Below are 18,471 nucleotides of genomic sequence, written 5' to 3' on the forward strand. Positions count from 1 at the left end.
CCGCTACCGGATCCTCTTCTCGACGATCGCGTGGTCGGGGAAGAGACCGCTGCGGGCTCCGTTCCAGTTGATGTCGATGCTGAACTCGTTGACGGTGGCGTTGATCGCGGGGGTGTCCGTCGACGGCGCCAGGGCGCCGGCGGGCTGGCGCCACCCGTCCCAGGTGTCACCGCCGGTGGAGGAGGTGTTGGTCCAGACGTAGCCGTCGGCCCCGATGCAGGCGAGCATCTGCCGGCGCTGGTTGGCGTACTGGGGGTCGCCCGGGGCGACGGTGTAGTCCTGGTACCCCATCCGCGCGGCCGACACCCCGGAGATGCACACGGCCCCGCCCGGTACCTGGCTCGCGGTTCCGGTCGCCCCGGTGGCGGGGTTGCGCCAGATCTGCCAGACGTGGTTGTCGGTTCCGACCAGGTAGATGTGCTCCATCTCGCCGCCCGCCGCCTCGTTCCAGGTCATGATCGGGCTCGGTCGCCGGGTGCCCGTCGTGCCGCTTCCCTGCGGCCCCACGTGCCACTGGCTGTTGGGGAAGCTGATCGCGGTCTGCGAGCGGGTGCCGTCCGGGCGGGTGTGCACGCTGGTGATCCGGTAGAGGCCGTTGACGTCCGCCCAGTCGAAGAGCACCGTGCTGCCCAGGCTCTCCAGGGAGATGCCGCCCCAGGCGGCGGCGTCACCCTCGATGCGGTGCCACGGCTCCCACTGGTTCGCGGACGGGTTCTGCACGGCGGTCCAGTAGATCTGGTTGTCCACCCCTTGGTGGGCGACCATGACACGGTCCTGCCACTGCACGATGGCGGGGGAGTAGTAGCTCTGGGCCTGGAAGCCGCCCAGCGGCTGCCAGGCGCCGTTGTTGAACCGGAACCAGATGCCGTTGTCGAGGCCCCTGGTGACGTCGTAGGTGTTGCCGTTGACCGTCACCGTCTTCATGTAGGACAGGCTGCTGACGCCGACGCCCCGCCAGTCCAGTTCCACCGCCCCGGCAGGGGCCGGGGCGGCCAGGAGCAGGACGCCTCCGGCCATCGCGGCCGCGATCGTGTTCCCCACCCGGCGCAACGCCGTCGTCCGTCGCAGCGGGTGAGCAGTTGTCCGGTGCACTTCGGGCTTCCTTTCGCTGAGGATCCCTCGGCTCCCCCCGAGCGAACGTGCAGGGGCGGCAACCGGGATTCCGCGGACTCGGCCTTCTCGCCGTGCAAGAACCGTAGTTGCCGTGCGGCTCCGCAGTGTGCTCTGCGCGCACTCGTCGTTGACGGTCAACGCAGCAGTGGCCGAACCAGCCGCCGACGCGCCGCCGCACCCTGAGTTTCGGCGAAGCGGTTGAGGGCGATCGGGGCGGGCCGATCGGTGGGCGGCGGGCCGTCGGCGGACTGCTGGCAATGGAGTTGGGACTGCCGGACAATTCTTCTCCTGGGACCGGTGAGTTCGGGCGGCGGCGCGTGCAGGGGGTTCTGAGAGTCGCCGCGACCACCGACGCCATCCTGGAACTGGGCGACGCCAACCACGGCCACTCTCACTACGGAGCCTCGGCCGTCACCTGCACAGGGTGGCGTCGAGGAGGGCCAGGACATCGGAGGGGCCCTGCTTGGTGGGCGCCGTGTCGGCGGTGACGGCAACCGTGACGGCGCGGCCGTCATCGGTGACGCCGGTGCGCGTCTGGTAACCGGGGATGTCACCGCCGTGCCCCCACATCAGGCCGCCGCAACTCAGCGGCGTACTGGTCACTCCCAGCCCGTACCGGGCACCGGGCCACATTCCGCCGGGGACCTCGACGGTGGTCCGCATCTGGGCGAGCTGTGTGGGCTTCAGGAGCTTGCCGCCGAAGAGGGCGGAGAAGAATCGGTTCAGATCGCTCGGGGTGGAGATCACCTGCCCGGCGGCCCAGGACCAGGAGGGGTCCAACTCGGTGACGTCCTCCAACGGCCCCCCGGGCTGCGCGTAGTAGCCCTGGGGGTGTGCTTCCCGGATGCCCTCGTCGCCCGCGCCGGGGAAGTAGGTGTGGCGCAGTCCGATGCGTTCGATGATCCGGTGGGTGATCTGCTCGGCCAGCGGACGGCCGGTGACCTTCTCGATGATCAGGCCGGCCAGGAGGTAGTTGGTGTTGCTGTACGCCCAGCTGGTCCCGGGGGCGAACAGCGCCTTGTGCGCCAGCGCCAGGTCGAGCAGGGTTCGGGGCTGGAGGTAGGTGTGGCGCTCCGTGCCGACGAGGTCGCCCACGAAGTCGACGTAGTCAGGCAGTCCGCTGGTGTGCTGCAGCAGCTGACGTACCGTGATGTGGCGGCCGTCGATGCCCTCGCCGCGCACCAGGTTCGGCAGGTACTGCTCGACCGGGGCGTCGAGGGCGACCTTGCCTTCGTCGACCAGTTGCAGGACGACCGTGGCGGTGAACGCCTTGGTGTTGCTCCCCGCCCGTACCTGCCCGTCGACCGGCACCTTCTTCCCGGTGCTCAAGTCTGCGACGCCGGCAGCGTAGTTGCGGGTGCGCCCGTCGCGGCCGAGGTCGGAGGCCAGGGCGGCGGGGTACTTGTCCTCGTGCACCAGGCGGTCCAGGCCTTGCCGCACGACCTCACCCGGAGCCGCGGGGCTGTGCCGCGGACGCGGGCAGAGCGCCTCCCACGGCCAGACCGGTGGCGACCGTCACCACCACCATCGCGATGCCTCGCCCCGGCCCGGACGACGAGGCGCGGGCACGTCGAAGCGGGCGAGAACGATCGGTCATGGGGGAACCCTCCTTGTGCACCCTGCCGGATGCATCGGCAATTCGTATGCCTTCAGCCTGGGTGTTCAAGATCCACCGATCCATCCGGGCAGCGGGCCCATGCGAGAGGGGGATAACCCCCGGTCGGGGCCGTCATGGAACCCTTTTCCGGGTCCAGCCGTGGAAGGCCTCGGTGGTCCTGGCCGCACTTCGTGCCGGCCGTCGGCGGGAGGATTTGAATATGATCCGGCCGCTGGCGTCAACACGCTTGGTGTGTCAGATAGTTGTGGTACGTTCCGTGACCTAACCACAAATAGGTGACCCCGGCAGCGCGCCAACGCTCCGGGGCCCGGCAACAGGAGAAGCACCTCCCGATGCGCGTCCATCGTAGCGCCCACGTGCGCGATTTCACCGTGCTGCCCAACACCGTGCTCCAGTACCGGCGGCTGTCCTACACCGCTCGCGGTCTGCTCGCGGACCTCCTCTCCCGCCCGGACGGCTGGCGCGAGGACGGCCGGCACATGGCCGACACCAGCCCCCAGGGGCGCTGCGCCATTCGCAAGGCGCTGAAGGAGCTGGCCGAGGCGGGCTTCTACCGGGTCGAGAAGATCCGGATGCCCGACGGCACGATCATCACCGAGACCCACGTCCACGACACCCCGCAGCTGATGCCGCCGGGTGCCAACCGTCCGGCCCCCGGCGAAGGGACCACCGGCGGCGCTGACGCCCTGGTAAAGAACCCGGTGAAAGAACCCTCCCTCCCCTCCCGGCAGTCCGGAGAGCCCGGCGCCGCCCTGGGGGCGGAAAGGCGGGAGGGGGACTCCGAGAAGGACGCGCCGGACGAACGGCTCCGCGAGGCGGTCGCCACCCTGTTCCGGGTCATCCGCCCCGAACCGCGCCTGAGCCTGGGCGAGGCCGAGGCACGCGAACTCGCGCCCCTGGTCGCCCAGTGGCTGGAGCGCGGCAGCACACCCGCCGACCTCGCCCGGGCCCTGCTGCCGGGCCTGCCCGCCCCGGTGTACTCGGCGGTCGCGGTGCTCCGCTACCGCCTGGAGCGCAAGATGCCGCCCGTCCGGGCCGCCGCACGGCCCGCAGCGGCCGGCTACGCCGAGTGCGCCCAGTGCCACGACCCCGTCCCCCAACCCGGCATCTGTCGCGCGTGTGCGGGCCTCGTCAGCCGCCCTGCGGACGACAGCCGCACGACGGGAATCGCCTCCGCAGGCGCGGCGCGGGTCCGGGCCGCGCTCGATGCCGCCAGAGCCGCCGCACGGGCACCGGCCGCCGTCGCGGCCAGGTGAAACGTCGGCCGGTTCCGGACGGGGCGGAACCGGTATTCGGGCCGTGCGGGCCGGGCACTCGTCGGGCGACTTCTGGGCTGGCATCCGGGTGAAATGGGGCGGAGTCGCCTGGCGCGAATGGAAGCCGGGTACGACGCTGCCAGAATGCAATTTCCCTGAAGGCCACCTGCACAGGCGGTGCCGCCGGACAGCTGGAGCAGAACATGCGAATCATTCGACCACGCAACAGTCCGGAAGAAGCGGCCGGTGGAGGTGCGGGGCGTTTTCCGTGGACGCTGATGTACCACTCGGTGGCGTCAACGAGTGAGGATCCCTATCTGATTACCGTCGACCCTGCGCGCTTTCGCCGCCAGCTGCGCTGGCTGTCCGCCCGCGGGCTGCGCGGGGTGTCGGTCGGCGCCCTGATGCGCTCGCACCGGGGTGGTGGCGCGGCGGGCATGGTGGGGCTGAGTTTCGACGACGGATACCGCGACTTCGTGGAGGAGGCCATGCCCGCACTGGCGGAGTACGGCTTCACGGCGACGGTCTACGTGGTGGCCGACCGGCTGGGCGGATACAACGACTGGGACCGGCAGGGTCCGCGCAAGCCGCTGATGACGGCGTGCCAGGTCCACGAGGCCGCCGCCGCCGGGCTGGAGATCGGCTCGCACGGGCTGACGCACCGGCGGCTGGCGGGCCTGGGCGCGCGGGAGCTGGCAGCCCAGGTCGCCGACAGCCGCCGCGTGCTGGAGGACCTGACGGGGCAGGCGGTCGAAGGGTTCTGCTACCCGTACGGTTCGCTCGACGCCGCCGCGGTGGAAGCGGTGGCGCGAGCCGGCTACGGGTACGGGTGCGCGGTCAGCCCCGGGGTCCACAGCGGGGTGTACGCGCTTCCCCGCTGCTACGTCGGTGACCGGGACGGGCCGCTGCACCTGGCCGCGAAGCTGGTGCGCGACCGCTGGCGGCGCTGACGGCGCTGGCGGCGCTGGCGGCCGGCGAGGACCTGCCGGCGACGAAAACCTGCCGGGCACCGCGGAGGGCGGTGCCCGGCAGGGCGGTGGTCGGCGGGCGGCGGGCGGTGGCGGAAGGTCAGTGGGCGGTGGCGGCGGGTTCCAGATGCAGCCAGGACTCGTGCCACAGCAGGGCGCAGCGGCGGTCGCAGCCGGTGGCGAGCGGCTCGCCGCCGCAGCGCAGGCCGTTGAGGATGAACCAGCGGCCCTTGGTGGGGTGCTGCCACCAGGCGAGGGAGCGGTGGCGCAGTTCGGTGGCGCTGTGGCGGGTGTCGGCGTGGAGCTCCATGCCCGGCTGGAAGGGGACGCCGTCCAGCCGCCCGTCGGGGTCGAGGGTGGCGTGGATCTCCGGGAGGCTGCGCACGGTCGCCCAGAGGGCGGCGGGCCGAGCGGCGGGGACCGGCGCGGGGGCGGGCTCCAGCCATTCGTCGCGGAACAGCAGGGCGCAGTCCAGTCCGCAGCCCTGGGCCCCGTCCGCGCCGTGGCAGGTGGCGCCGGCCAGGGCGACGGTGCCGGACAGGCGCCGCACGCGGTAGTGGTCGTCGATCATGCGGCGCACGATGCGTTCGACCTGGTAGACGCCGCCGCAGAACGACCACTGACTGCGGGTGAACCACAGGCCGCGGTGGCGGTCCTTGGCGTCGAGGGTGGCGCGCACCGTGGCCTCGTCCTTCACCCGGACCCAGTCTCCCTCGGTGAAGCGGGAGGGCCGGCCGGGCGTCGGGACGGCGGCGCGGCGCTCACGCAGGCCTTCGCGGACGATCCGGGCGCGGCGCACGACACCGAGCGGGGGAAGGTCGCGCAGGGGGAGGCTCTTGTACTGGCACCGGTTCGCAGCGGTTCCGCAGCGCAGCTCCGTGGTACGGGTGGACCATGATTCCTCGACGGCCATCAGTGAAATCCCATCGGGTCGGAGATATCGGCACAGGCTAGCGCACCGCGACTTTTCCGCGCTGGCCCGCCGGACCCTGTCGACACCATGTCGAGAGAAATAGCACTAAACGCATTAAGGGTCTTCTGGAGTGAAAGCTCGGCGTCGCCGGGTAATCCCCGTTCATGTGCGTGTAATGTTTCCCTCGTTGCCGCGGTGGAGTGGCTGAGTGGCGAGGCGACGGCTTGCAGGGCCGTTTAGATGGGTTCGATTCCTATCTCCACCTTTTCTTTCCGGCGATTTCGCCCGTATTCCTGGTCCATGGATTGTCCGGGTTCGCGCTCTGATTTATCGGAGAGCCGCGGCCGACGGCCCGAGTCGGTGGCCCGCGCAGCGCGGCCCACACTCTCCCGTTGTGGACGCCATGGAGTCAGTGATCCGCCCGGCGGTTCCGGCCGACCTGAACGCCGTGGCCGAGATCTTCGCGCACTACGTCCGCCACACCGTGGTCACCTTCGAGGAGGCCCCGCCACCGGCGGCCGCCCACGGGTTTGACCGGGAGGCGACGCAGATGTGCTCGTCGCGCCGTTGTCGCGGCGGGGCCGGCCACCGCGCCGAGGATCTGTACACGGCGGGTGGCCGGTGGTGCCGGGGCGGTGGTGTGGCTGTGTGTCAGCTGGTCAGGATCGCGGTGACCTTGTCGAGGACGTCGGGGTTCGTCAGGAAGTCGTTGTGCTTGAGGCCGTCCGTCTCGATGTTGGTGGCGCCGTTCAGCTTGGTGCTGGTGGTCGGGGAGATCTGCTCGTCCTTGGGGGACCAGAAGGTCGTGTACCGGGTGGGACCCGGGGTCTCGGTGTCCTGGTTGAGGTGGCTGATGACCCACGAGTTGGGCGTCATGTCCTTGCACCCCTGGTCCCAGAGGGCGCAGAGGTAGCCGAGGGAGGTGCCGTGGTTGGGGCCGGCCAGGGAGATCCAGTTCGCGACCTTCTGGTTGCCGCCTCCGAACTTGATGTACCAGCGGCTCGGCAGGCTGCCCAGGCTGTGGGCGACGATGTTCACCTTGGCAGCGCCCGTCTGGCTCAGAACGTTGTCGACGTACTGGGTCAGTTCGCCGGCCAGGACCTCGTTGGTCGACCGGGAGGTGTCGTAGCCCCAGGCGAAGGCCGGGACGTCCTTCGAACGGAGGCCGGTCATCAGGGTGCCCCATACTCCGGGGTCCGCGTTGCGGCCGTGGATGAGGATGACGGGGATGTGTGCGGTGTCCGCGTGGGCCGGGACGGCGGCCCCCGGTCCGGTCAGCAGGGCCGCGGTTATGGCGGCGGTCAGGGCGGTTGCGGCGGCGGTGGTGGGGCGACGCATGTGTGCTCCGAGGTTCGTCGGCGGATGGACGGCACGGATCGTGGGGGCGCCCGCAGGATGGCGGGTGCCCCCGTGTCGCGCCAAGCGCATCATCGGCGACGGGGTGCCGAATTGGCGGAGAGCGTTCGACCTTCACTCGATCGGGTGATTTGTGGGCGCGGGTCGCACTCGTTCGAGGACCGTCCTCGGTCAGCAGCCACCCACCGACGAAGACCACCCCACCGGACGGCCGACCTGCTGGAGCTCGTTCGGGTCGCCGCCCAACCAGCCGAACCCGCCGGCGCCGACGGCTTCCTGGTTTGGCGGCGGCGGGTTCGGCCTGGGCGGTGCGCGGGTGGTCAGGTCCTGGGGGCCGGGTGGAGCCAGTGCGGTCCTGTGGTCCAGCCCAGGAGACGGCGCCCGGCGTCCGCGTCCGCGGCGCCGCCGCGGGCGGCCTGGCGCAGGCCGGCCAGGGCGGGGGCGAGACGGGCCGCGACGTGGGCGGGGTGGCGGGCGGCCTCCCCCCGCAGTCCGGCGATGACCCGGGCCTGCGCGGCGGGCTCGCACAGGGAGAGGTGGAACACCAGCTGGCGCCACGCGTACGCCGCGTCCTTGATGGTGGACAGCGGCCGCAGGTTGTCGTGGATCCGGGCCGTCGCGCGGCACACGGTGGTGAAGCTGCGCCAGGCCAGGTCGTCCCAGCCCGGCTCGGGGCTGATGCCGACCCGGGTGACCAGGGTGGCCAGGTTGTGGGTGGTGAGGATCTGGGCCTGCTCGATGATCTTCCCGTTGGACGCGATCGACCATCCTCCGGACACCTCGGCGCGCTGCGCGCACAGCTCGGTGAACCCGGGGGAGGAGCGGGGGCGTCGGCCTCGCGCCGGGGCCTTGTTCGCCCTGCCTGCCTTGCCCGCCTTGTCTGCCTTGCCCGCCTCGGCGGTCGCGAGGTCGTGGACGGCCGCGTAGTCGATGGCGTAGTAGCGCTCGTACAGCGTGCCACCGAGCAGGTCCGCGGCGGCCCGGGCCGCCGCAAGGTACTTCGGGGTGAAGGTGCCCGTGAAGATGTCCGCCGCCAGTTCCTCCACGAACGGCGCGTCGAGCTCGGCCTGCCGGGCGAGCACGCCGAGTTCGCGCACCAGCGCGTTCGGCAGGAGCGTGCCGGGGAACGCCTGTACGGCCAGTTCGCCGAGCCGGCGCAGCGCGGTACGCGCGGGTGCGCGGCCGTCCTCGCCGACGCGGTGTGCGGCCACGGCCCGTACCCAGGGCAGTTCGTCGACCCGCACCTGCCCGGTGAGGTCGCTCAGGAGCAGCGAGCGGCGGTTGCGGAACGCCCGGTAGTTCGCCGCCATCAGGGTGCGCAGTGCCTCGTCCGGGTAGGACTGGGCGCCGGCCACGGCGACGAGCTGCGGGACCAGTTCGGCCAGGACCTCGGCCGAGGGCACCATGCCGCGCTCCACGAGCGTGTCGATCGGGGCGCTGAGCGCGGCTTCCACCACCTGTCGGATCGCTGCGGGCACCGGGGTGCCTGCGGGGAGACGGGTGGTGTGGCCGGCGGGGGTCGCGTGTGCCTCGTGCGCCTCGCGCGCCGAGACGTCGGCGACCAGCGGGGACACGTCGGCCACGCCCGTCTCCTGGGGCAGCCCGGAGAGGCGGCGCAGTACCAGCTGGGCGAGGTCGTGGTGCGAGGGCTGGGCCGCCTGCACGGCCTGGCGGGTGCGCAGTTCGGTGTGCCGGTCGGAGCCCGGCCGGCCGCGTCGGCGCACCATGGATGCCACCGCGTGCCGCAGCGGTCCGAGGCGGCGCGCGTCCAGCGGCCGGCCGGCGGCGGTCTCCGCCAGGGCGCCGCGCAGGATGCCGAGGTTCTCCTTCGGGTCGCGGTGCTTGGTGCAGCGGGTGTGGGCCGCGGCGAGTTCCTCGTAGCGGCGGAGCAGCACCGCGCCGCGCTCCGTCCAGGCGCTGTCGGGCGTACGCTCCAGGACCCGGCCGGCCTCGGCGGTCTCCAGCCAGTGGGCCAGCAGTTGGTCGCCGAAGGGCTGCCAGACGGTGAGCGCCTCGCGCTGCGCTTCCACGGCGGCGTTCGGCCGCCGGCCCGTGAGGGTCGTGACGGCGTCGCCGACCGTGCGCCGGTGCACCGCCTCGGCGTCCGGCGCGGGCAGCGCGGACGGCCGGGGGGTGAAGCGCAGCCGGTCGGCGAACGGCTCCAGGACGTCGACGAGTTCCAGCGCGCCGGCCGCGTCCCCGGCCCGCGCGAGCCACGCCACCGTCAGCAGCGCCGCCTCCTCCGGCACGGCGGCCTCGTAGCCGCCGCTGTCGAGCAGGTCGTACAGCCGGGACAGGCCGGGCTCGGTGAGGCAGTACGCGAAGAGCGCCCCGCGCTCGGCCGCCACCCCGGCCAGGGCCGCAGCCTCGTGCTCGTACGGCTGGAGCGGGCCCTCGGCGCTCGCGGCGGACGTGGCGAAGCCGCCCCGTACGACCTCGGGCGTCACCCAGGCGGGCAGCCCGGCCACCGGGGTGCGCGAGCCGATGGCCAGCCGGCCGTCGGCGATCCCGGCGAGCACGGCGCGCCAGCGGGCGACCCGGGCCTCGGCGTTGCGCCAGTTCTCGGCGTGGGAGTCGGTGCCGGAGTTGTCGTCGGGGTGGGCCGTCGAGGTCAGGAATGCGCGGGCCAGGGCCAGTTGGCGCTGCGGGTAGTGCGCGGATATCCCGGCCCCGGTAGGGTGCTGCTGGTCAGCGTCGTCGTCCATAGGCCGACGTGGCAGGTGCCGCCCCTGCGCCCTCCGGGTCCAGAGCCCGGTGCTCTGCTGCTGAGCTACACGTCGATGGCGTGAGCCTATGCGTCAGGTCGGCGGCCGTGCAACGCACTTTCGCTGTCTCCGCCGGGCTCGCGGCGTAGCCTGGCCCTTCGGGTGTCCGATGGGGGGAGCCGTCGTGTCGATCGAGTTCGTTCGCCGCCTGGACGGTCTGGTGTACCACTTCCGCGCGGACGGCGTGTTCAACGGCAGGCCGTCGTACAGGCGGGTGGACCTGGACGTATGGTGCCGGTGGCTGCCGGAGCGGGGCTGGTGCACCGTCGGCGCCGACGGGGTCGCCAACTCCGGGCCGCTGGCGGGGCGGACGGGCGACCAGGAGCTGATCCCTCCGCTCGGCCCTTGGCGCAGCTGGAAGGCTGGCAGGTCGTACCTCTACGATCTGCGCCGCGTCGACGATCCGGGCGGTAGCGGTACTGCTGGTGCTGATGGCACTGATGGGACTACTGGCGTTACCGGCGGTACCGGCGGTACCGGCGTTACTGCTTGACAGGGTGCGTAATACTGTAACGCGCATCCCAGCAGCTCGGAGCACCACATGCACCCCTTCCTCGACCACCCCGGGCCGCTCGCCTTCGCACACCGGGGCGGTGACCTCGGCCACCCCGAGAACTCGCTCGCCGCCTTCGCGGCCGCCGTCGCCCTGGGGTACCGCTACCTCGAAACGGACGTGCACGCCACCCGCGACGGCGCGCTGGTGGCCTTTCACGACACCCGCCTCGACCGGGTCACCGACCGCACCGGTGCGGTGGCCGACCTGCCCTGGGACACCGTCAGGCAGGCCCGGATCGGCGGCACCGAACCCGTGCCGCTGCTGGAGGACCTGCTCGACGCGTTCCCCGGGGCCCGCTTCAACGTCGACGTCAAGGCGGCGGCCGCCGTCGGGCCGCTGGTCGAGACGATCCGTCGGACCGGCGCCTGGGACCGGGTCTGCGTCGGCGGCTTCTCCGACAGCCGCCTCGCCGCCGTCCGCGCCGCCGCGGGCCCCCGGCTGGCCACCTCGCTCGGCCCGCGCGAGGTGGCCCGGCTGCGGCTGCGTTCGCTGGCCGGGCCGCTGCTGCGGGGGCGTGGGGCGCGCTCCTGGGCGCAGTTCGGGTCGCGGTTCGGGTCGCGGTTCGCCGGGGCGCCGTTCGCCGGGGTGTGCGCGCAGGTGCCCGAGCGGCACCGGGGCGTCCGGGTCGTCGACCGGGCCTTCGTGCGCGCCGCCCACCGCCTCGGCCTCCAGGTTCACGTCTGGACTGTGGACGATCCCACACGGATCAGGGCTCTCCTCGGCCTCGGTGTGGATGGCATCATGGCCGATCGCATAGACGTCCTGCGGGACGTCCTCGGCGAGCGCGGCTGCTGGAGCGACGGCAGCACCGGCTCCAGCACGGTGATGGGATCCCCATGACGAGCACCACGGACAACCTGCCGGACCGTCTCCCGGACGATCTGCCGGACGGCCCGCCGGAGCGCGAGGCGGCCGCCGCCGATGACAGCGCCCTGCGCCGGATACGGTTCGGCTGGTACATCAACGACTGGGCCAACGCAGCCTTCTCGGCCACCGTCCTGACGGTGTTCCTCGGGCCGTACCTGACGACCGTCGCCAAGAACGCCGCCGACGCGGCCGGCGACGTGCACCCGCTCGGACTGTCGGTGCGCGCCGGGTCGTTCTTCCCGTACACGGTCTCCTTCTCCGTGCTGCTCTCGGTCGCGGCGATGCTGCTGACCGGCACGGTCGCGGACCGCACCGGGCGGCACAAGGAGCTGATGTGCGGCTTCGCCTACGTCGGCGCGGTCGCCACGATGGGGATGTTCCTCCTCGACGGCGACCGCTACCTCCTCGGCGGCGCACTGCTGGTGGTCGCCAACATCGCGTACGCGGTGTCGGTCGCCCTCTCCTACGCCTACCTTCCTGGCCTGGCCACCCCCGACGAGCGCGACGCGGTCTCCTCCAAGGGCTGGGCCTACGGCTACGCGGGCGGCGGACTGCTGCTGATCGCCAACCTGGCGCTGTTCCAGGGCCACGACGCGCTCGGCCTGTCCTCCGGCACCGCCGTGCGGATCTGCCTGGCCTCGGCCGGCCTGTGGTGGGCGCTGTTCACGCTCGTCCCGATGCTGCGGCTGCCCTCCCGGGCGGGCGCGGCCCCCGACCGCACCCCGGTCGTGTCCGGCCGTACCCCGGCTGCGCCGGACCGGCCCGCCGCCGGCAGCCTGCGCGAACTCGCCCGCACCCTGCGCGGGATGCGTCAGTACCCGCTCACGCTGCTCTACCTGGGCGCCTTCCTCTGCTACAACGACGGCATCCAGACCGTCGTCTCCCAGGCCTCGCTCTACGGCAGCGAGGAACTCGGCATGGACCAGACCTCGTTGGTCGCGGCCGTGCTCCTGGTCCAGATCGTGGCGATCGGCGGCGCGCTGCTCCTCGGCCGGATCGCCCGCCGCTACGGCGCCAAGCGGACCGTCCTCGGATCCCTGGTCGGCTGGGTGGCCACCCTCGCCCTCGGGTACTTCATTCCCGCTCACCAGCCCGTCTGGTTCTTCGTCCTGGCCTGCATGATCGGCCTGGTGCTCGGCGGCAGCCAGGCGCTCTCCCGCTCGCTGTTCTCCCACCTCATCCCAGCCGGCCGGGAGGCCGAGTACTTCAGCGTCTACAAGGTCAGCGACCGCGGCACCAGTTGGATGGGCCCGCTGCTCTTCGGCCTCGCCTACCAGATCACCGGCAGCTACCGCTCGGCGATCATCTCCCTGCTGGTGTTCTTCCTCATCGGCTTCGTCCTCCTGCTGAAGGTCCCCGTCCGCCGCGCCATCGAGGCCGTCGGCAATCCCGTTCCCGAACGGCTCTGACGTCCCCGGCCGGGGGCGCTCAATCGGTCGCCGTCGAGGGTTTACGGGCCGGGGAAGAGCCGGCCGAGGTGGTAGTGCAGGACCGCCACCGCGTCGTCCGCCGTCCGCTGGCCGAGGAGGACGCTCAGGCCCAGGCCGGCGGAGACCGCCAGGAGGACGACGGCCTCCTGGCGGGCGTCCGTGCGCGGATCGGTGTCCCCGGCCTGCCGGGCGGCGGTCAGCTGGCCGACCAGGAAGTCCTCCATCTCGTTGGGCGCCGCGAGGAACGACTGCCCGGCGAGCGCGGGGTCGGTGATGGAGAGCACCGCGTACTCGGTGTAGACGAGGTGGAAGGTCCGGCTCTCCTCGTCCGTCGGCACGGACTCCAGCAGCACCGCCTCGACGATGTCGCGCGGCGACGCCGAGGGCCCGGCCGCCCCGGCGCGGTCGCGGACCCGTTCCTCGACCCGTTCCTCGACCCGTTCCTCGACCCGTCCCTCGACCCGTCCCTGGATCCGTCCCTGGACCCGTCCCTGGACCCGTCCCTGGACCCGCTCGCCCATCCGTGCGGCCAGGCGGGTGAGCGCCGCGAGCAGCAGCTGCTCCTTGGTGTCGAAGTAGTACTGCACGAGCCGCACCGAGACACCCGCCTCGATCGCGACGGACCGCATGGTGACGGCGTGCAGCCCGGTGTCCGCCGCCGTGCGCAGCAGGGCGTCGATGATGTGGGCCCGTCGCTCCTCGTGATCCACCAGCTTCGGCATCGGGTTCCCTCCAGACGTTTTTATGGTACAAACATACCATCAAGTGCTGCTGTTTCGTGCATTCCGAGCACCGGGAGGGACCATGACCAGGACCAGCGTCGGACACTTCGTCAGCGAGAAAGCCCGAACGAAGTTCCTTGAGGCCTACGACCGCGCGATGGAGCTGTGGCCGGCCCCCCGCCGGGAACTCGATGTCGAAACCAGCTACGGCACCGTCCACGTCCACCACTACGGACCCGAAACCGGCGAACCGATCGTGCTGCTGCACGGCCACGCCGGACACCCGTCCAACTGGTACCCGCAGATCGCCGCCCTGGGCGAACACCACCCGGTCTACGCGATCGACACGCTCGACGACCCCGGCCGCAGCGTCCAACGCGCCGTCGCGGCCGGCTCCGAGGAGAACGCGGCCTGGCTCGGCGAGGTCTTCGCCGGCCTCGGACTCGACCGCATCCACCTGGTCGGCCTCTCCTACGGCGGCTGGCTGACCCTCAACCAGGCCATCCACGCACCCGAACGCCTCGCCTCGATCGCGCCGATGGACCCCGGCGGCATCGAGAAGGTCCCCGCCCGGTTCTACGCCCACATGATCGGCGGCCTGTTCGGCATGCTCGCCCCGCGGCCGCTGCGCCCCGCGCTCGGGCGCCTGCTCGCCAACCCCGCACTCAGCTCGCCGCCCGAGATGATCGCCCCCCTGATGCTCGGCATGCGCAGCTACAAGCCGAACACCCGCCCCGCCGCCAGGCCGTTCACCGACGAGGAACTGAGTTCCATCCGCCTGCCCACCCTCGTCCTGCTGGGCAGGCGCAGCGCTCTGCTCCGCCCGCGTCACGTCCTCCAGCGGGTCACCGCGCTGATCCCGGGAGTCCAGGCCGAGATCGTGCAACGAGCCGGTCACGGCCTCAACCTGGAACGCCCCGAGCTGGTCAACGAACACCTGCTGCAGTTCATCACCTCCTCCCGGCAGGGGACCCGGAGCTGACGGGCGGCCTCCACCGCCGGGTTGGCGGCTGACGCCGAATCCGCAGAAGCCGCAGAATCCGCAGAAGGGCTGCCCTCGGAGGGGCGGCCCTTCTGCTTGCCGCACGGGCCTGAACAGGGTGCTCGCCGACCTGCCACCGTGGCCAGGGGGAGACGGGTCGCCCGGGCGGTCTGCCACCCGGCCGTGCGGGCCGGGGGGACCGCTCCGCTACCGGCGTGGGCCGTAGCTCCAGTAGTGGTCCGGGTAGTTTCCGCAGGGGTACTGCATCAGTGGGGCGCGCGGGGCGGTGCTGCCGTAGGAGACGGCGAGACACTGGTGGCTGTTGCCGTTGACGAAGCGGATGCCTTTCGGCCACTTCTCGATTCTCCAGGACTGCCCGGGGTCGTTCTTGCACGCGGACTGGATCACCCGGGCGTCGGCCTCGGTGCTGGAGTCCTGGACCGTGAGGCACAGGGCACTGTTGTAGCTGACGAGCCGGTAGTAGGTGTTGCCTTCGGCGTCCGTGAAGGTCTTCTGGCTCTCCCAGAAGTGGTCGGGGTAGTCCCCGCAGGGGAACTGCTGGGCTTCCTGGCCTTCCTCCCGGGTGCCGCCGGATGTGGCCACGCACTGCAGGCTGTTGCCGTTCTTGATGGAGACGGACCCCGTCGGCGGGACCATGGGGGTTCCGCCGAGCCGGTCGGGCGTCCAGGGTTCCGCCGTCGGCGGCGATATGGAGCTGGGCGACGGCGAGGACTTCATGGGCGCGCGGTTCCCGTCCGAAGGGGAGGGGACGACGGATTCCGGTGGGGTGCTGGACCCTGCGGTGGGGGTCGGCGTACCGGCCGGTGCCGGTACCAGCGGCGCGCTCCCCGGTCCGGCGGTCCGAGGATCGGCCGGTGAGGCGGTCGGTGAGATGGACGGCGAGGCGGTCGGCGGCGTGCTGGGTGCCGACGGCGAGGGGCTGTCCCCCGCCGGCGCCGAGGGGCCTGCGCCCGCGCCGGCCGCCCGGGTGAGCGCGTCGACGGGGGCGGGCGCCGTGCCGAGCCGTATGCCCACCAGCACCCCGGCCAACACCAGCGCCCCGGCCAGGAGCACCGCGGTCGCCCCCATGGCCGCACCGGTCCGGGCCGTGCGATGCCGCCGCGCATCGGCGGGCCCTCCCCGCAGCGGCCCCACGAGCGGCGGCCCGATGACCGTGGGGCTGATGACCGCGGGGCCGTTGGGCGGGGGGCCGAGCGCGAGCGGGCTGGTCGGCGGGTTGTCCGGGGCCCGGACCAGTTCGCCGCGGACAATCCCGGACCCGGCCGCGGTGGGCCGGACCATCCGGCTCACCTCCCGGCACTGGTCGGCCAGTGCTTCCCGCACCTCCACGAGGTCGGCCTCCAAGCGCCGCAGCACCGGCAGGTGCGCCTGGACCCCGCCGTCCACCACCAGCTCCGCACCCGGCTGCTGACCACCGTCTTCCTGGGCCCGCGTCCGCTCCTGGTCGACCAGGAGCCCGACGGTGTCCTCCTCCCAGCCCGCCGTCCGCTGCACCTGGCACGCGTCCTCCCTGATGCGCCGCACCTCGGCCAGGCAACGCGTCGCCTCCCGCAGCCGGGACCGCCGCGACTGCGCCGCGTACCCGCCGTCCGAGACCCGTCCACCGGGACCCGCCCCGTCCTCGGTGCCGGCGCTCAGCTCGCCCCGCAGTTCGGCCACGATCGCCACCAGCACGCGGATCAGGTCCTCGGCCTGGGCCACGCCCGCCTCGGCCTGGCGCTGCGCCTGCCGGGCCCGTTCCAGGGCCTGCCGCGCGGCCGACCGCCCTTCCGCGTGCGAGGGGGCTGTCCCGGCCGCCGCCCGGCCGGCCTGCTCGTGCAGGGCGCGGGCGCGGACGAGCAACACCGTTCGGGCCTGCGGGTCCACCGCGCAGTCGTGGACCAGCCGTTCGAGCAGGTGCCACGGAATGTCCTTCTCCGCGGAGCGGTACTCGCTCCAACTGGTCTTGCTGGCCGGGTACCGCTGAGCGAGCTCGCGGACCGTGGCCCCGCCCGTCACCTCCCGTACGAACCGGGCCAGGGCGTTCGCCTGTTCCGTCTCTCCCTTGAGCTGTCCCTGCGGTCGTCCAGCACTACCCACCGTGCCTCCTGTCCTGTCCGACCCTTTGTCCGGTCCTGTCCGGCGGCCGAAGCGGGATTGTCCGCCGCTCACCTGGGCCGTGTCGGTTTTTTGTTGATGGACAATCAAATTAGCCCGCACGGTGGAGTCTCCATCGGATCTTCGGACACTTCAAGGTCCCGTGACGCGGCCCCCCACGGCGGCGTTCCGGACCGGGAACCCGAAGACGGAGCCGAGGGCCGACGGCACCACCGCCACGAACGGGGGACGTGGCGGCACCGATGGACCGGCCCCCCGTACCCGTCGCACCGAAACGCACCCGAACCGGGATCCGCCCCGCCTCGGGGCGTTCGGACTCCAGGAGGAAGACCATGAAGACTCGACGCATCCTCACCACCCTGCTGCTCGCGGGGACGGTGGCCACCGCGACGCTGGCCGTGTCGCCCGCCGCGCAGGCCGCGCCGAACAACCCGAACTGCCTCGGCGCCAGGGCCTTCTGTCTCTGGTACAACGCCAACCAGAGCGGCTCGGTGGCCGGTTGGGACCTGAGTACCGGGTTCAAGGGCTTCGACAACCTCGCGAACGCCGGCGCGTTCCTGACGCCCGGCCCCGGACAGGGCACCGCGGTGAAGAACAACGCGGCCTCCGCGACCTACCAGTACCCGGGCCGCTGCGTCGGCAACGTCCAGGTGTTCTACAACCAGAACTGGTCCGGGCCCTCGGACCTCATCGTGGCCTGCGGCAACGGCAACCTGGTGAGGACGAAGAACGAGGACGCCTCGTTCCTCGTCAACGGCTGACCGCAGCAGCACCCCGCCGGGCCGTCCGACTGGTCGGACGGCCCGGCGGCGCAGAGATTCGAGGCCACGTCACCATGAACGCACCACGGCTCGCCGCCCCGCTCGCGGCCCCGCTCGTAGCTGTCGTCACCTGCTGCCTGTTGCTCGCCTCCTGCTCCACTTCCACGAGCGGAGGGGGCGCCACCGGCACGCCGCCCTCCGCCGCCGCCGTCACGTCGGAGGCCGTACCCGGGGTCACACCTGAGGTCACACCTGAGGTCACACCTGGGGCCGCCACCGACGGCCCCGCCGTCATCTCCCTGCCGCTGGACCCGTACTTCCTCCCGCCCGCCGACGAGGCCCGGTTGCACACCGCCCTGGACCGATTGGTCGCCGACTGCCTGCGAAGCGCCGGCCTCCAACCGCCCGCCCCGGCCGGCGTCCAGGCACCCCTGCTGGGCCGGTACGAACGGCGCTACGGTCTGACCAGCGCCACCGGCGCCCGCACCGTCGGCTACCACCTGCCCGACCACCCGGCCCCGACGCAGGCACCGCTCTCCCCGGCACAGATGAAGGCGCTCACCGGCCCGCAGGGCTGCCAGGAGTCCGCCGCGCGGCGGATCACCGGCACTACCGGCTACCCGGGAGACGCCTACGTGGTCCGGTCGGTCAACCAGGAGTCCTTCGAGCAGTCGGCGAAGACGCCGGAGGTCGTGGCCGTCGTCACCGCGTGGTCCCGGTGCATGAAACGGGCGGGGTACGACTACGCGACGCCGCTCCAGACCGGCACCTGGCCGTCCGAACGAGCCACCGGCGAGGAACGGACGACCGCCCTCGCGGACGTCGTCTGCAAACAGGAGACCGGGCTCGTCCGGATCTGGAACGAGGCCGAGACGGCCGTCCAGCGCACCCTGATCCAGCAGAACGCCACCGCGTTCGACGGCGTTCTGGCCGAACGGCGGCGCATGCTCAGCGAAGCGGACGCCGTCCTCGGCCGCCCCGAACCCGGACCGTAGCGTCGTCGCTGCCGTTGTCGCTGCCGTCTTCGACCGCACTCGGCCGAAACG

The 18,471-nt window shown here is 72.2% G+C and carries 15 protein-coding genes and 2 tRNA genes; 9 read left to right on the forward strand and 8 right to left on the reverse strand.

The features are described from left to right. Positions 1–3: 3 nt before the first annotated feature. The gene (locus AB0P03_RS03890) at positions 4–1,092 is read right to left on the reverse strand and encodes a hypothetical protein (RefSeq protein WP_363627737.1); all 1,089 of its coding nucleotides are present in this window, start codon (positions 1,090–1,092) and stop codon (positions 4–6) included. 432 nt (positions 1,093–1,524) lie between these two features. Next, entirely contained in the window at positions 1,525–2,553 is a 1,029-nt protein-coding gene (locus tag AB0P03_RS03895; RefSeq protein ID WP_363584414.1) for a serine hydrolase domain-containing protein, read from the reverse strand. A 510-nt stretch (positions 2,554–3,063) separates the two neighbouring features. Between AB0P03_RS03895 and AB0P03_RS03900 the strand changes: the two genes are divergently transcribed. Beyond that, positions 3,064–3,987, forward strand: coding sequence for a hypothetical protein (locus tag AB0P03_RS03900; protein WP_363627738.1), 924 nt, complete (start codon positions 3,064–3,066; stop codon positions 3,985–3,987). 290 nt (positions 3,988–4,277) lie between these two features. After that, entirely contained in the window at positions 4,278–4,937 is a 660-nt protein-coding gene (locus AB0P03_RS03905; RefSeq protein ID WP_363584418.1) for a polysaccharide deacetylase family protein, read from the forward strand. Between the two features lie 118 nt (positions 4,938–5,055). Here AB0P03_RS03905 and AB0P03_RS03910 read toward each other — a convergent pair whose 3' ends face one another. Next, a complete protein-coding gene (locus AB0P03_RS03910; protein WP_331744814.1) occupies positions 5,056–5,868 on the reverse strand; it encodes a hypothetical protein in 813 nt (270 codons plus the stop codon). A gap of 194 nt (positions 5,869–6,062) precedes the next feature. On the opposite strand from AB0P03_RS03910, the gene AB0P03_RS03915 reads away from it, so the two are divergent. After that, positions 6,063–6,133 (forward strand) — tRNA-Cys (locus AB0P03_RS03915). Between the two features lie 386 nt (positions 6,134–6,519). On the opposite strand, the gene AB0P03_RS03920 is transcribed toward AB0P03_RS03915, so the two are convergent. From AB0P03_RS03920 to AB0P03_RS03930, 3 genes are all read right to left on the reverse strand, one after another. Continuing rightward, positions 6,520–7,206, reverse strand: a complete 687-nt coding sequence (locus tag AB0P03_RS03920) for a triacylglycerol lipase (RefSeq protein ID WP_363584422.1) — start codon at positions 7,204–7,206, stop codon at positions 6,520–6,522. Positions 7,207–7,544: 338 nt separating this feature from the next. After that, positions 7,545–9,929: a hypothetical protein gene (locus AB0P03_RS03925; RefSeq protein WP_363627739.1), complete on the reverse strand. Its 2,385-nt coding sequence runs from the start codon at positions 9,927–9,929 to the stop codon at positions 7,545–7,547. Positions 9,930–9,932: 3 nt separating this feature from the next. Continuing rightward, positions 9,933–10,004 (reverse strand) — tRNA-Gln (locus AB0P03_RS03930). Between the two features lie 109 nt (positions 10,005–10,113). Here AB0P03_RS03930 and AB0P03_RS03935 point away from each other — a divergent pair. The 3 genes from AB0P03_RS03935 to AB0P03_RS03945 are packed head-to-tail and all read left to right on the forward strand — an operon-like array spanning position 10,114 to position 12,821. After that, positions 10,114–10,482: a hypothetical protein gene (locus tag AB0P03_RS03935; RefSeq protein WP_363627740.1), complete on the forward strand. Its 369-nt coding sequence runs from the start codon at positions 10,114–10,116 to the stop codon at positions 10,480–10,482. A 48-nt stretch (positions 10,483–10,530) separates the two neighbouring features. Then, on the forward strand, positions 10,531–11,385 hold the full coding sequence (locus AB0P03_RS03940) for a glycerophosphodiester phosphodiesterase (RefSeq protein ID WP_331744803.1): 855 nt from the start codon (positions 10,531–10,533) through the stop codon (positions 11,383–11,385). Next, complete coding sequence (locus AB0P03_RS03945; RefSeq protein WP_363627741.1) at positions 11,382–12,821, forward strand: MFS transporter; 1,440 nt, start codon at positions 11,382–11,384, stop codon at positions 12,819–12,821. Before AB0P03_RS03940 ends, AB0P03_RS03945 begins: the two co-directional genes overlap by 4 nt. A gap of 41 nt (positions 12,822–12,862) precedes the next feature. Here the strand turns inward: AB0P03_RS03945 and AB0P03_RS03950 are convergent, their stop codons facing one another. After that, on the reverse strand, positions 12,863–13,564 hold the full coding sequence (locus tag AB0P03_RS03950) for a TetR/AcrR family transcriptional regulator (RefSeq protein ID WP_363627742.1): 702 nt from the start codon (positions 13,562–13,564) through the stop codon (positions 12,863–12,865). Between the two features lie 82 nt (positions 13,565–13,646). Here AB0P03_RS03950 and AB0P03_RS03955 point away from each other — a divergent pair, with 82 nt between their 5' ends. After that, positions 13,647–14,546 (forward strand): alpha/beta fold hydrolase, encoded by a 900-nt coding sequence (locus AB0P03_RS03955; protein WP_363627743.1) that lies wholly within the window; start codon positions 13,647–13,649, stop codon positions 14,544–14,546. A gap of 207 nt (positions 14,547–14,753) precedes the next feature. Here the strand turns inward: AB0P03_RS03955 and AB0P03_RS03960 are convergent, their stop codons facing one another. Next, positions 14,754–16,646, reverse strand: a complete 1,893-nt coding sequence (locus tag AB0P03_RS03960) for an RICIN domain-containing protein (protein WP_363627744.1) — start codon at positions 16,644–16,646, stop codon at positions 14,754–14,756. A gap of 350 nt (positions 16,647–16,996) precedes the next feature. On the opposite strand from AB0P03_RS03960, the gene AB0P03_RS03965 reads away from it, so the two are divergent. Together AB0P03_RS03965 and AB0P03_RS03970 are read left to right on the forward strand one after the other, a co-directional pair. Then, entirely contained in the window at positions 16,997–17,425 is a 429-nt protein-coding gene (locus AB0P03_RS03965; RefSeq protein WP_363627745.1) for a hypothetical protein, read from the forward strand. A 74-nt stretch (positions 17,426–17,499) separates the two neighbouring features. Beyond that, positions 17,500–18,420 carry a hypothetical protein gene (locus tag AB0P03_RS03970; RefSeq protein WP_363627746.1) on the forward strand — a complete coding sequence of 307 codons (921 nt, stop codon included), beginning with the start codon at positions 17,500–17,502 and terminating at the stop codon, positions 18,418–18,420. Positions 18,421–18,471 lie beyond the last annotated feature (51 nt).

This window comes from Kitasatospora sp. NPDC088779 (assembly GCF_040685395.1).
Classification (GTDB): Bacteria; Actinomycetota; Actinomycetes; order Streptomycetales; family Streptomycetaceae; genus Kitasatospora.

Coding starts and splice junctions, on each gene's coding strand:
- AB0P03_RS03900 (WP_363627738.1), top strand. CDS start 3,064: ATGCGCGTCCATCGTAGCGCCCACGTGCGCGATTTCACCGTGCTGCCC.
- AB0P03_RS03910 (WP_331744814.1), bottom strand. CDS start 5,868: ATGGCCGTCGAGGAATCATGGTCCACCCGTACCACGGAGCTGCGCTGC.
- AB0P03_RS03920 (WP_363584422.1), bottom strand. CDS start 7,206: ATGCGTCGCCCCACCACCGCCGCCGCAACCGCCCTGACCGCCGCCATA.
- AB0P03_RS03925 (WP_363627739.1), bottom strand. CDS start 9,929: ATGGACGACGACGCTGACCAGCAGCACCCTACCGGGGCCGGGATATCC.
- AB0P03_RS03940 (WP_331744803.1), top strand. CDS start 10,531: ATGCACCCCTTCCTCGACCACCCCGGGCCGCTCGCCTTCGCACACCGG.
- AB0P03_RS03945 (WP_363627741.1), top strand. CDS start 11,382: ATGACGAGCACCACGGACAACCTGCCGGACCGTCTCCCGGACGATCTG.
- AB0P03_RS03950 (WP_363627742.1), bottom strand. CDS start 13,564: ATGCCGAAGCTGGTGGATCACGAGGAGCGACGGGCCCACATCATCGAC.
- AB0P03_RS03955 (WP_363627743.1), top strand. CDS start 13,647: ATGACCAGGACCAGCGTCGGACACTTCGTCAGCGAGAAAGCCCGAACG.
- AB0P03_RS03965 (WP_363627745.1), top strand. CDS start 16,997: ATGAAGACTCGACGCATCCTCACCACCCTGCTGCTCGCGGGGACGGTG.
- AB0P03_RS03970 (WP_363627746.1), top strand. CDS start 17,500: ATGAACGCACCACGGCTCGCCGCCCCGCTCGCGGCCCCGCTCGTAGCT.